This is a genomic window from Agrobacterium larrymoorei (assembly GCF_030819275.1).
Classification (GTDB): Bacteria; Pseudomonadota; Alphaproteobacteria; order Rhizobiales; family Rhizobiaceae; genus Agrobacterium; species Agrobacterium larrymoorei_B.
The window spans coordinates 1,104,618-1,117,170 of record NZ_JAUTBL010000001.1; the positions used below are offsets into that span (position 1 = coordinate 1,104,618).

10 protein-coding genes and 2 pseudogenes are annotated in these 12,553 nt (G+C 58.0%); 10 read left to right on the forward strand and 2 right to left on the reverse strand.

Going from position 1 to position 12,553, the window contains the following annotated elements; genetic code table 11:
* The first annotated feature begins 161 nt into the window (after nt 1-161).
* Nucleotides 162-1,150, forward strand: a pseudogene (locus QE408_RS05065) (Bug family tripartite tricarboxylate transporter substrate binding protein).
* A 302-nt stretch (nt 1,151-1,452) separates the two neighbouring features.
* On the forward strand, nt 1,453-1,968 hold the full coding sequence (locus QE408_RS05070) for a flavin reductase (RefSeq protein ID WP_306929055.1): 516 nt from the start codon (nt 1,453-1,455) through the stop codon (nt 1,966-1,968).
* Nucleotides 1,969-1,984: 16 nt separating this feature from the next.
* Here QE408_RS05070 and QE408_RS05075 read toward each other — a convergent pair whose 3' ends face one another.
* Both QE408_RS05075 and QE408_RS05080 read right to left on the reverse strand, forming a co-directional pair.
* Entirely contained in the window at nt 1,985-3,103 is a 1,119-nt protein-coding gene (locus tag QE408_RS05075; RefSeq protein ID WP_306929057.1) for a mandelate racemase/muconate lactonizing enzyme family protein, read from the reverse strand.
* Nucleotides 3,104-3,156: 53 nt separating this feature from the next.
* Nucleotides 3,157-4,116, reverse strand: a complete 960-nt coding sequence (locus tag QE408_RS05080) for a GntR family transcriptional regulator (RefSeq protein WP_306929059.1) — start codon at nt 4,114-4,116, stop codon at nt 3,157-3,159.
* Here QE408_RS05080 and QE408_RS05085 point away from each other — a divergent pair.
* The 8 genes and pseudogenes from QE408_RS05085 to QE408_RS05120 form a co-directional block, all read left to right on the forward strand.
* Nucleotides 4,082-4,831 (forward strand): annotated as a pseudogene (locus QE408_RS05085) (Ldh family oxidoreductase); the annotation flags it as partial. The gene QE408_RS05080 and the pseudogene QE408_RS05085 overlap by 35 nt on opposite strands.
* Before the next feature lie 117 nt (nt 4,832-4,948).
* Complete coding sequence (locus tag QE408_RS05090) at nt 4,949-5,647, forward strand: FadR/GntR family transcriptional regulator (protein ID WP_306929061.1); 699 nt, start codon at nt 4,949-4,951, stop codon at nt 5,645-5,647.
* A gap of 77 nt (nt 5,648-5,724) precedes the next feature.
* Complete coding sequence (locus QE408_RS05095) at nt 5,725-6,699, forward strand: sialic acid TRAP transporter substrate-binding protein SiaP (protein ID WP_306929064.1); 975 nt, start codon at nt 5,725-5,727, stop codon at nt 6,697-6,699.
* A 112-nt stretch (nt 6,700-6,811) separates the two neighbouring features.
* Complete coding sequence (locus tag QE408_RS05100; protein WP_306929066.1) at nt 6,812-7,387, forward strand: TRAP transporter small permease; 576 nt, start codon at nt 6,812-6,814, stop codon at nt 7,385-7,387.
* A gap of 1 nt (nt 7,388) precedes the next feature.
* Nucleotides 7,389-8,795, forward strand: coding sequence for a TRAP transporter large permease (locus QE408_RS05105; protein WP_306929068.1), 1,407 nt, complete (start codon nt 7,389-7,391; stop codon nt 8,793-8,795).
* A 73-nt stretch (nt 8,796-8,868) separates the two neighbouring features.
* Nucleotides 8,869-9,918: an L-idonate 5-dehydrogenase gene (locus QE408_RS05110; RefSeq protein ID WP_306929070.1), complete on the forward strand. Its 1,050-nt coding sequence runs from the start codon at nt 8,869-8,871 to the stop codon at nt 9,916-9,918.
* Nucleotides 9,919-9,936: 18 nt separating this feature from the next.
* Nucleotides 9,937-11,133 carry a mannonate dehydratase gene (gene uxuA, locus QE408_RS05115; protein WP_306929072.1) on the forward strand — a complete coding sequence of 399 codons (1,197 nt, stop codon included), beginning with the start codon at nt 9,937-9,939 and terminating at the stop codon, nt 11,131-11,133.
* A complete protein-coding gene (locus QE408_RS05120) occupies nt 11,133-12,542 on the forward strand; it encodes a mannitol dehydrogenase family protein (RefSeq protein ID WP_373465510.1) in 1,410 nt (469 codons plus the stop codon). The genes uxuA and QE408_RS05120 overlap by 1 nt, the downstream gene beginning before the upstream one ends.
* Nucleotides 12,543-12,553: the final 11 nt, after the last annotated feature.

Below are 12,553 nucleotides of genomic sequence, written 5' to 3' on the forward strand. Positions count from 1 at the left end.
TGTTTTCCCATGACCACGTCCTAATCCGCTGAAAACCCGCGATACGTGTATTTCATCGTCAATTGACTGGTTGTCATACCCAGATAGCATGTAGAGGTTGCTACGGATATTGCTTTCAGTACTATGCCTCCGGGGCCGTCGGGCCGTGAGGAGGAGATTTTATGGAAATTGTATCTTTGAAACGCCGCGCTGCTTTGATGCTTGCTGCATCTGCGGCAGCTTTATTGTCTTTCAGCGCAGGTGCTTACGCGCAGGCCTATCCTGAGCGCACCATCACACTCGTGGTGCCTTTCGCGGCAGGCGGCTCGACCGACGTCGTCGCGCGCGTCATTGCGCAGAAGATGGGTGACGCTCTCGGCCAGCAGATCGTCGTGGAGAATGTCGCCGGTGCCGGCGGTAATCTTGGTGCTGACCGCGTTGCGCGCGCGGAGCCGGATGGATACACGATCCTGATGGGCACAGTGGCAACGCATGCTCTCAACCCGCTCATTCTCAAGACGAAGCCATATGATCCTGAAAAGGATTTCGCACCGATTTCACTGCTGGTTGTCGTTCCGAACGTCCTCGTCATTAATCCGCAACTGCCGGTCAACACTGTTGCCGAGTTGATCGCGCTTCTGAAGAAAGAGCCGGACAAACACGCCTACGCTTCGTCCGGCAATGGTACGCCGCTCCACCTTTCCGGTGAGCTGTTCAAGACGATGGCCGGCGTCGACATGCAGCACGTGCCCTACAAGGGTTCTGGCCCGGCCTTGAACGATCTCCTGGGCAACCAGATCTCGATCATGTTCGATAACCTGCCATCCTCATCAGCGCATATCAAATCCGGTACCCTGAAGGCGCTGGGTGTGACCACCGCCGAGCGAGCTTCCTCCTTCCCGGATGTGCCGACCATTGCCGAGACCGTGCCGGGCTATGAAACCTATACCTGGAATGCACTTTCGCACCGGCTGGAACGCCGCCTGAGGCGATCGCCAAGCTGAACGAAGCTGCCAAGACGGCGCTGGCCGACCCAGATGTTGCAAAGCGGATGGCGGATTTCAGCGCCAAGATTGTCGGCTCATCACCGGAAGAACTGAAGACCCATGTGTCCGAAGAAATCGCCAAATGGGGTCCGGTGGTGAAAGAAGCCAACGTCCAGATGGATTGATTCACTGTGGGTAGATTAATCGTCGCGCCTGCTTGCAGGCGCGTCGTTTTTACATTCGTCCGCCGGGGCGATCCCGTGTGAGACAGAGGCGAAGAAATGGAGAGCGAACAGGGCGCAAATCGCGATGTGTCCAAAGACCAACCCTTCACTCGAACTGCTGCATTGCACTGAGGGCATGTCTGTCATGCGCGAAATCTGGGGCCTCGCGGCAGTCATTCCGAAACCTGCTATTGCTGCGAAAGTCTCTCTCTGTATGCTTGGGTGAATAACTTGTTAGGAAAGCAAGGCTTAGATGCAAAGCCATGTCTTTTAAGAGGGAAGTCGAAATGGGAAGCAAGACTGCGGAAGAACGCAGCCTGGACTACAGAAACGCAATGGCGCAGCTTGCCGGCGCCGTCAACATCGTCACGACGGATGGCCCAGCGGGCAGGGCGGGGTTTTCCGCCACCGCAGTCTGTAGCGTATCGGACAATCCCCCGACGCTGCTCGTCTGTATCAATCGCAACTCTTCCGCCTACCGGATGCTATTTGAGAATGCCGTGATTTGCGTCAACACGCTCTCGGCAAACCAGCAGCCGGTGAGCCAACTCTTTGGTGGCAAGACCCCGATGGAAGAGCGTTTCGCAGGCGGGGAGTGGTCGTCGCTCGAGACCGGCGCACCGGTTCTGAAAGGCGCTCTCGCTTCCTTCGATTGCCGTGTTCGCGCGATCCATGATGGCAGCACCCACGACATCATTATTTGCGATGTGGTCGATACTGCCATCGGTGAGGGCGAAGAGGCGCTGATCTATTTCAAGCGCGCTTATCGCACGCTCTAATCACGCCACCATTGCCTCAGCCTATGCTTTTGCCAAAACGGGAGAAGCTTTCTTCCAGTACGGTCGTACCCGCACCTGGGCGTTCCGGCCGCTTGTAGATGCCGCCCTGCACATCCGCTGGCTCTTCGAAGTGGTCCTTGATCCAAGGGATATATTCGAGGATCGTCGAGGCCGGGTGCCAGTAGCTGAGATGTACATGGACCTGGCTCATTTCGCCTGCATGGGGCACCACGGGCAGGCGATGCCCCAATGCCAGATCCGCCACCTGAATATATTCGGTTATGCCGCCAAGGCGGGTCACATCCGGCTGGACGTAAGCGACCGCGCCGGCGGAGATGAAGTAGCGGAAGGCATCGACCGTGTAGAGCTGTTCACCAAGTGCGATTGGAATCGAGGTGTTACGGGCAAGCGTTGCGTGGCCGCCGATATCATCATACCAGAGCGGTTCTTCGAACCAGTAGATATCGAGATCACGCGCGAGCGAACAAAAGCGCTGGCAGGTCGGCAGATCCCACTTGCCGTTTCCATCGATGGCGATGCGCACTGCCCCACCGAGACGTTCACGAATCGCCGTCAACCGATCGATGTCCACATTCGGATCGTCCTGGCCGACCTTGATCTTTAGCCGGGTAAATCCGTCCTGTTCAACGGCCCTTGCGGACCCCTCAATCAGAGCGTCCTTCGTGAAAGAAAGCCAGCCGATATCGGTATTATAAGCCTCGAGCTTGTCGGTCCGGGCTCCGCCGAGATAGCTCCACAGCGGTAGCCCCGCCTTTTTCGCCTTCAAGTCCCAAAGCGCGACATCGACGGCAGCAAGCGCCAGATGTGTGATGCCCGCGCGGCCAACCCATTGCAGCGATGGATAACGGGCAAGCTTGGTCCAGAGGCGCGAATGGTCATTGGCATCCTCGCCAATCAGAAGTGGCGCATAGCAATCGCGAATGCAGGAGGTGATCAGTCGGTCTGAAGCGAGATGCGCATGGGTGCCGGTGAAGCCGTAGCCCTCCAGCCCATCCGTGGTGACAATCTTCGTGCCGACCACGCCCCAGTGGGTGATGGAATGCGTCGAGTCGGAAATGGAATCGGATGTCAGTGGCAAATGAAGAATGAAGGGATGGACTGATGCGATTTTCATGATGGATAACCCTCCTCCGGTTATCGGGTGATATGTCTTGCGGGCTCCGCTGTTTAGCCGCCTTCCATCTTCTCGAGATAGGGCAGTTCGTCAGGCGAAATGACTTCCGCGACGGCCGTGATGCGCTTCATTGCGCGGCTTCTGGAGATTTGCAGGTGACGGACGAGCGCGGACTTCGCGCCCTCGATATCACCCGTCAGAAGGCTGTCGAAAATCGCCAGGTGCTCCGGCAGGAAGGGCTCGGTGTCGAAGAGCTCCATGGTCCAGTGATAGAGAAAATGGTGGGCGACAAGCAGCGCCTGCGGCAGGCTGATGGCCTGCATCAGTGAGGCGTTTTCGCAGTAGCCGAGAAGCTCGACATGCAACTGTTGTTCGAGTGCATCGAGCATCTCGCCGTCGATCTTATCGACCGACTGGATGGCGTCTGCGACATTCTTGCGCAAGGAAATCAGCAGGCCATCCGGTAGATTGGGGACTGCCTTTTCCAGCGCGATCGGCTCAAGGATCCAGCGAAGCTCGTAAAGTTCATCGATATGCTTGGCCGTCAGCGCCGGCGCATACCATCGCCCGCTCTCGTCCTTGTTGACGATACCGCGCTGCTGCAGACGAGCGACGACATCGCGTGCCACGGTTCTGCTGACGCCGTAATGTTTCGCAAGCATCGCCTCGTTGATCCGCCAAGCCGCGAGTGAGGTGCGCGAGACGATCTCGATCTCGATATTGTCGTAGATGAGTTCCCAACTGGATCGCGGCTGCATGCGCATTGTGTCGGCGGGGGGAAGCGAATTCTCATCGGTCGTCCCCGTTTGCTGCATCGATCTGTTTTTTGCCACGACATCATAGCCGCGGCTCTCGGTCTTTCGCACGAGATGAAGACGCTCCAGTTCCGCCAGCGCTTGGCGTGCGGGCGCGCGGCTGATGCCGAAGCGGTTGGCGACCATGGTTTCGGTCAGCCTCGTACCCTGAACGATAACGCCATTGGCAACGCAGTTCGGCATCGGCGCGGTTGCCATTCGCAATACCTCTCACTTCGGCCCGGCCGGTGCCTATTCACTTGAAGCCGCGAAGCAGGGATTTATCGGCATCACCTTCTGCAACTCCGATAGTTTTGTGCGTTTGCATGATGGCGCGCAGCGCTTTCACGGCACAAACCCGATTGCGGTTGGTGTTCCGTCCGGTGAGGACAATCCCTGGCTCCTGGATATGGCGACGAGTTCTATTCCGTATAACCGTGTGCTTCTTTATCGCAGCCTTGGTCAGCCATTGCCCGATGCGACCGCTTCGGATGAAGGCGTCCATGACACAAAGGATCCGCATGCCGCGGCGATGCTTGCGCCGCTTGGCGGTGAGTTTGGATTCAAGGGCGCAGCACTTGGCGGCGTGGCGGAGATATTCAGCGCGGTGCTGACCGGCATGAAACTCAGCTTCGATATCGCCTCCATGGGTGGGCCGGATTTTTCGACACCGCGAGGCATGGGTGCTTTCGTTCTGGCGCTGAGGCCTGAGGCATTTCTGGAGAAGAGCGTCTTCGAAGGAGCGATGACGCGTTATCTCGAAACGTTACGAAACTCGCCAGCACGTGAGGGGGCGCGGGTGATGGCGCCTGGAGACCGCGAATGGGAGGTTGCGCCCGAAAGGGAGCGCCAGGGAGTCATCCTGGATCCGGCGACCCGGCAGTCATTTGCAGATTTGGCCAATCGGTTTGGGATCACGCAACCATTTAGCTGATGTGACGAGCTTGAGACGGCGGAGGCAAGTTTGACAGTTGACTTCGTCATTCAATCAGCCTTAATGAACGCGATTGGTAAGACCAATTGACCAATGCGGTTACGGGGAGGGGACATCATGTTTGTGGCGCTTGAGCCGCGTCGCCTCCACAGGCAGGTGGCGGATCAAATCAGGTCGCTGATCGAGGCAGGTGAAATCGCCGACGGGGCCAAGCTTCCGGCTGAGCGCGATCTTGCCGAACGTTTCGCTGTTTCAAGGCCAACTGTTCGCGAAGCGCTGATCGTGCTGGAAGTCGAAGGCTATATCCAGATCCGCATGGGCTCGGGCGTCTATGTGAGCCAACGTCCGAAGGCGCTGTCGATCCTGCCGGCGGACGATAGCGATGGACCTTTCGAAATTCTCCAGGCGCGCAGCATCATCGAAGGTGGCATTGCCGAAGAGGCGGCAAAGCGGGCCAAAGCATCGCATATCGCTCTTCTCGATGAGAATTTGAAGCGGATGGAAGACGCCATTGGCGATGCAGTGGAGATGCTGGTTCATGACCGCGCCTTTCACCTGGCGATTGCCGACATCATCGGCAATGTCACGCTCCATCGCTTCACCGGACATATCTTTGATCGCCGCATGACGCCCTATTTCGAGCGTCTTGCCAGCCATTTCGAGGGGCCGCGCACGTGGCGGCTGGCGCTTGAGGAGCATGTGGTGATCCGTGACGCGATTGCCGCGAACGATCCGGAGGCGGCGAAAGCTGCCATGCAGCGACATCTCAGCCAGTCGCAAAAGAGATTTTCTCAAAGCTTCGGAGAGGAGGCTTGAGGGGAGGGACGATGCCGCTTTTTTCGTGAGGGCGGTAGAGAATGAACATCTGACACTATTTCGGGAGGAGAGAAGAAATGACGTTCAGATTGAGAAGCCTGCTGGGTGCCACGGCCATCATCATGGCCTCTGCGCTGTCTGCGCAAGCACAGACCGTGCTGAAATGGGCCCATGTTTATGAGACAACAGAACCGTTCCACACCGAATCCGTCTGGGCGGCGAAGGAGATCGAGAAGCGCACGGAGGGTCGCTACAAGATCGATGTGTTCCCGGCATCCCAGCTTGGCAAGGAAGCCGATATCAACCAGGGCCTGAAACTCGGCACGGTCGATATCATCATTTCCGGATCGAGCTTTGCAGCCCGAGATTCCAAGCCGATTGGCGTCACCTACTTCCCTTACATTTTCCGTAATCCTGAGCACCTCATCGCCTATACAAAAAGCGATGTCTTCAAGCGGTTGGCCAAGGGCTATCAGGACAAGACCGGTAATGTCATTGCGGCGGTCAGCTATTACGGTACGCGTCACACGACATCGAACAAGCCCATCGAAAAGTGCAGCGACCTGAACGGCGTGAAGATGCGTGTTCCGGACGTACCGGCCTATCTCGCCATGCCGCGCGCCTGCGGCGCCAACACCACACCGATTGCTTTCGCCGAAGTCTACCTCGCGTTGCAAAACGGCACCGTCGATGCGCAGGAAAATCCGCTGACGACCATCGAAGCAAAGAAGTTCTTCGAAGTGCAGAAGAACATCGTTCTGACCGGCCATATCGTCGACCATCTCAATACCGTGATCTCCAAGTCTCGCTGGGCGAGCCTGTCAGACGAAGACAAGAAAATCTTCGTCGACGTGATGCAGGAGGCTGCGACCAAGACGACCAAGATCATTGAGGAGCGTGAAGTGGCACTCGTGGACGACTTCAAGAAGCGTGGCCTGACGGTAACGGAAGTCGACAAGGCCGACTTCGAAAAGAATGTGCTCGACAAGGTGAAGTTCGAAGACTTTGGATACAACAAGGCCGATTGGGAAGCGATCCGCGCCGTTCAGTAAATTGCGCCTGGCGCGGGGCTCGTCTCCGCGCCGTCCTTGTCGTTTTCAGCACCGGCAGACGAGCGCATTGTGAATCTGCTGCTCGCGCCGATGCTCCAACCGGAACATTTCAATGACGCAGGAAATCCATACTCAGGTTACGCCCGAGGAGCTTGCCCACACCTTTGACGAGGCGCCTCCCGATACCGACCTTTCCGTTTATGCCTTCGAGGACTGGCTGACGCTCGCTCTTTTCTGGATGATGACGGGATGCGTCTTTCTCCAGTTCTTCACCCGTTACGTCCTCAATGACAGCTATGCCTGGACCGAAGAAATCGCCGTCAACTGCCTGATCGGGGTCGTCTTCCTTGGCTCGGTCATGTGCGTACGCATGTCGCGCCACATCCAGGTCGATGTTCTCTACCATTACCTGCCGCCGAATGTGACGCGCATCATGGCGATCGCGGTCGATATCATCCGCATCGGTTTCTTCGCTTATGGCTCATGGCTGATGTGGCGTTATCTTGAGATCGTCGCCGATGAAGAAATGGTCACGGTTGCTCTGCCGCGCAACATCGTTTTCTACACCGTCTTCGGTGCCTTCGTGCTGATGTTCCTACGCTCGATCCAGGTCTTCGTAGCCAATCAGCGTCGCGGCTACTCCGTTCTCGAGCGGCCGGAAGAATTCCAGACGAGCGAGGAGATTTGAGATGCTGCTGCTGATCGGTTCTTTCCTCCTTCTGATGGTCGTCGGCCTGCCTGTGGCCATCTCCATGGCAGTGTCGTCGCTGCTCTACATCGTCTTCTATAATGTCGCGCCGGATATCATCGCGGCCCAACGCATGATCGCAGGCGTCGAAAGCTTTCCGCTTCTTGCGGTGCCCTTCTTCATTCTGGCCGGAAACCTGATGAACTCGGCAGGCGTGACGGGCCGCATCTATTCCTTCGCCGTGGCGCTCGTCGGCTGGATGAAGGGTGGCTTGGCACAGGTCAATATCATCGGCTCGGTGATCTTTTCCGGTATGTCCGGCACGGCCTTGGCAGATGCCGCGGGTATCGGCACGATCGAAATCAAGGCTATGAAGGATCACGGCTATCCGGTGGAAGCCGCTGTCGGCGTCACCGCCGCTTCGGCAACGCTTGGGCCCATCTTCCCGCCGTCTCTGCCCTTTGTCATTTACGGCATGATGGCGAACGTTTCCATCGGCGCGCTGTTTATGGCCGGCATCGTTCCGGGCGTCGTCATGACGCTGTTGATGATGATCACGGTCGCGGTCTTTGCCTATATCAAGCAATGGGGTTCGGACACGCCGTTCAGTCTGCGCACCATCTTCGGGGCCTCGCTTGAAGTCCTCGTCGTCATGCTCGTTCCCGTCAGCATTTATGTGCTGACCCTGCTCGGCCTGTCGTTGAACCTCTCCATACTGATCGTGCTTGCCATACTGATCTTCTGCGACTGGTACTTCGACTTCTCAGCCGTGATGGCACTGATGACGCCGGTCATTCTGATCGGTGGTATGACGATGGGCTGGTTCACGCCGACGGAAGCAGCGGTTGCGGCAGTACTCTGGTCGCTCTTCCTCGGTCTCGTTCGTTATCGCACCATGACGTTCAAGACTTTGGCGAAGGCAACCTTCGACACGATCGAAACCACGGCATCGGTGCTGTTCATCGTGGCAGCGGCATCGGTCTTCGCATGGCTTCTGACTGTCAGCCAGGCAGCCCAACTGCTGTCCTCAGCAATACTGACGCTCACCGACAGCAAGTGGATCTTTCTCGTACTGGTCAACCTTTTGATGCTGTTTGTCGGCTGCTTCCTCGACACGATTGCGGCCATCACCATCCTGGTGCCGATCCTGTTGCCGCTGGTCTTGCAGTTCCATATCGATCCGGTGCATTTCGGTCTGATCATGACGTTGAACCTGATGATAGGTCTGTTGCATCCACCGCTTGGCATGGTGCTTTTCGTTCTGTCACGCGTCGCCAAGCTTTCGGTGGAGCGTACGACGATTGCCATTTTGCCATGGCTCGTTCCGCTCTTCGTGGCGCTGATCCTGATCACCTTCATTCCGGCGATCACGCTGTGGCTGCCAACGGAAATGGGTCTGATCCGATAGGTTATAAGAACGGTCCGCGCGGGTTTAGGCCCGCGCGGCCATCCTCTTTCACGACAAGGAAAGTCGACTGGAAATGCTGACACGCGTGGCGCGTCTTTACGGCAAAAGAGACCTCAAGGTCGAAACACAGGATTATTCCGAACCGAGTGAGGGCGAGGTCCTTCTTCGCATGGCATCCGGCGGCATCTGCGGATCGGATCTGCATTATTATCAGCATGGCGGATTCGGGCCTGTACAGGTGCGCGAGCCGATCATTTCCGGTCACGAAGCCTCAGGCTATGTCGAGAAACTCGGCTCCGGTGTCAGCGGTCTTACGGTCGGGGCGCTGGTTGCGGTCAACCCATCGCAGCCCTGCGGCCAGTGCGAATACTGCCTCAAGGTGCAACCCATCCACTGCCTCGACATGCGCTTTATGGGAAGCGCCATGCGGCTGCCGCATGAGCAGGGCATGTTCCGCGACCATCTGGTCGTACCTGCCAAGCAATGTTTCGTCTTTGCCAAAGATGTCACAGCCCATGAGGCTGCCTGCGCCGAACCGCTTGCCGTTTGCCTGCATGCGGTTGCGCAAGCCGGCGATCTTTCGGGCAAAAGCGTGCTCGTCACCGGGGCGGGGCCGATCGGGCTTCTGACCGTTGCCGCTGCGAAACACGCCGGTGCAGCCAAAATCATCGTGACCGACCTGACAGATGCGGCGATTGCCCGCGCACCGGCGATGGGGGCGACAGGAACAATCAACGTCGCCACCAACCCAGAGGCGCTAGCCCCTTATCAGGAGAACAAGGGCAGCTTCGACGTGGTGTTCGATTGTTCGGCCGCCGCCCCTGCACTACGATCCGCCTTCAGCGCCATCAAGCCGCGCGGCACGCTCGTACAGGTGGGAGTGACGGGTGACATCACCATTCCGCTCAACCTTCTGGTGGGCAAGGAAATCATCTGGCGTGGCTCGCAACGCTTCGACGCCGAGTTTGGTGAGGCTGTCTCGCTGATCTCGTCGCGCGCCATCGATGTGCGCCCGATCATTTCGCATCATTTTCCGCTTGAGGAGGCCGTTGCGGCCTTCGAACAGGCCGGTGACCGCCAGGTGGCCTGCAAGGTGCAGATCACCTTCAGCGACCGACACTAAATTTCAGAGGATACGATCATGAGACACACATGGCGCTGGTTCGGGCCAGTGGACAGAGTAACGGTTCAGGATGCCGCACAGGCTGGTGCCGTCGGCATCGTCAGCGCGTTGCATCACATTCCGACGGGTGATGTCTGGCCCGTCGATGAAATTCACAAGCGTCATGAGGAAATCAAGGCGGGCGGACTTTATTGGGATGTGGTGGAAAGTGTCTGGATGTCAGAGGACATCAAGACACAGACGGGCGACTGGAGGCAACACGTCACCAACTGGCAGGAAACGCTTCGCCGCCTATCAGCCAGCGGTATTCGCACCGTCTGCTACAACTTCATGCCGGTCCTGGATTGGACGCGGACGGATCTCAGATGGGAGACCCGCCATGGCGCAAAGGCAATGCGCTTCGATCTGACGGATTTCGCTGCCTTTGATATTCATATCCTCAAGCGCCCGGACGCTGCTTCCGATTATCCCGATTGGCTGGTGGAGGAGGCGGCGCGGCGCTTTGCCGATATGCCGGACGCGAAAATTGCCGCGCTCGGCAGAAACATCGGCGCTGGTTTGCCGGGCTCTGCCGACGGCTACACGCTTGACCAGCTTCTGGAGAAGTTGCGCAGCTATCACGGTATTGATCGGGCAAGGTTGCAGCAAAACCTCGTGGATTTCCTCTCCGAGGTCGTACCGGTGGCCGAAGAAGTGGGTATCAATCTTTGCGCCCATGGTGACGATCCGCCGTGGCCGCTGCTTGGTCTGCCGCGCATTCTTTCCACGGAAGACGATTACGCCCATATGCTAAATGCCGTCGACAGCCGCGCAAATGGCGTGACGCTCTGCACCGGCTCGCTTGGCGCGCGGCAGGATAACGATCTGCCTTTCATCGCTAAGCGCTTTGCCGATCGCATCCACTTCGTTCACCTGCGCAACGTCACCCGCGACACCGATACCGTGCCGTGCTCCTTCTTCGAGGACGAGCATCTGGAAGGGGGAACGGATATGGTTGCCGTGATTGCTGCCCTTCTCGCAGAAGAGAAGCGCCGCCTGGATGCCGGTCTCTCCGATCATCAAATACCCATGCGACCCGATCACGGACAGGAAATTGTGGACGATGTGACCCGCGGCGCCCAGCCCGGTTATCCGGCTATCGGCCGCCTTAAGGGGCTGGCGGAGCTTCGCGGTATCGAGCGCACTCTTTCTCATCCCACTCACGGAATCATTTGATTATGAGCAGATTGTCTTCCTCCACGCTATTGCCTGACGTTGTTGCAATGCCCTCCTATGACCGCGCAACTTTGCTGCCCGGCATCGTTCACATGGGTCTTGGCGCCTTCCACCGCGCCCATCAGGCCGTTTATACGCAGCGCGCTTTGTCGGAACAGTTCGGCCCTTGGGGCATCGTTGCCGTCAACCTGCGCTCCCCCGATCCGGTGGAAGCGCTCGCCGAACAGGATGGTCTCTACTCGATCATCGTTCGCAACGCAGAGGGCGATAGTGCGGAGGTCATCGGCGCCACGGTCGACTGGCTTTGCGCCGCGGAACGCGGCACGGAGGTGCTTGATTATCTCGTCAACGAGACCATCAAGATCGTTACCTTGACCGTCAGCGAGAAGGCCTATGGTCTTGACCCCGTCACCGGCGGGCTGGATCTGAAGCATCCCTCCGTCGCGGCCGATCTTGCCAACCCTCATGCACCGATCGGCGCTATCGGTTTCCTCGTCGAAGGTCTTGCCAAGCGTCGCGAAAAGGGGATCGCTCCTTACACCGTTCTTTGCTGCGATAACCTCCCCTCCAATGGTCATGTGGTTCGTCGCCTCGTCCTCGACATGGCGGAGCGTCGCGATCCCGAACTGGCACGCTGGATTGCCGAGAAGGGTGCATTCCCCTGCAGCATGGTCGACCGTATCGTGCCGGCAGCAACAGCCGAAAGCCGCGCACGTGCCGAGGCTCTCCTCGGTGTTGAAGACAAGCTGTCGATAGAAACCGAGCCCTTCATGCAGTGGGTCATCGAAGAGAATTTCGTCTCTGGTCGGCCCGCTTGGGAAGCCGGCGGTGCCGTCTTTGCAAAGGCCGTCGAACCCTATGAGAAGATGAAGCTGCGTCTTCTCAACGGCCCGCACACGATGATTGCCCATCTCGGTATTCTCAACGATCTGGAATTCGTGCGCGATGTGATGGCGGTTCCGGAATTCGTCGAGAAGGTCAGGCGGCATATGCAGGCCGCGGTCAAGACGCTTGATCCGGTTCCGGGTATCGACCTGCCCGCCTATATGGACGAGCTTATCGAGCGCTTCGCCAATCCGACCATTGCGCATAAGAATATCCAGATCGCCATGGACACCAGCCAGAAGCTGCCGCAGCGCGTTCTGGCAGCGACCGTGGAAACGCTGGAAGCTGGCCGGGATGCAGCAGAATTTGCCTATGTGATCGCGCTCTGGATTGCTTCGATCCACAAGCGCGGAAATCTTGACGATCCGCGTCGTGAGGAAATCCTTGCTGCCGCGGGTAACGTCGATCCGAGCGATCCCTCGGCCTCCTTCTTTGCTATCGACGGACTGTTTCCAGCGGCACTCGTCCAGAACCGTGCGTGGCGCGACCGCGTCAATGCCGAATTGCAGAGCCTGAAGGCCTGAGCTTTCAAGTC

Coding starts and splice junctions, on each gene's coding strand:
- QE408_RS05105 (WP_306929068.1), top strand. CDS start 7,389: ATGCTGCTGCTGATCGGTTCTTTCCTCCTTCTGATGGTCGTCGGCCTG.
- QE408_RS05100 (WP_306929066.1), top strand. CDS start 6,812: ATGACGCAGGAAATCCATACTCAGGTTACGCCCGAGGAGCTTGCCCAC.
- uxuA (WP_306929072.1), top strand. CDS start 9,937: ATGAGACACACATGGCGCTGGTTCGGGCCAGTGGACAGAGTAACGGTT.
- QE408_RS05075 (WP_306929057.1), bottom strand. CDS start 3,103: ATGAAAATCGCATCAGTCCATCCCTTCATTCTTCATTTGCCACTGACA.
- QE408_RS05110 (WP_306929070.1), top strand. CDS start 8,869: ATGCTGACACGCGTGGCGCGTCTTTACGGCAAAAGAGACCTCAAGGTC.
- QE408_RS05095 (WP_306929064.1), top strand. CDS start 5,725: ATGACGTTCAGATTGAGAAGCCTGCTGGGTGCCACGGCCATCATCATG.
- QE408_RS05070 (WP_306929055.1), top strand. CDS start 1,453: ATGTCTTTTAAGAGGGAAGTCGAAATGGGAAGCAAGACTGCGGAAGAA.
- QE408_RS05090 (WP_306929061.1), top strand. CDS start 4,949: ATGTTTGTGGCGCTTGAGCCGCGTCGCCTCCACAGGCAGGTGGCGGAT.
- QE408_RS05080 (WP_306929059.1), bottom strand. CDS start 4,116: ATGGCAACCGCGCCGATGCCGAACTGCGTTGCCAATGGCGTTATCGTT.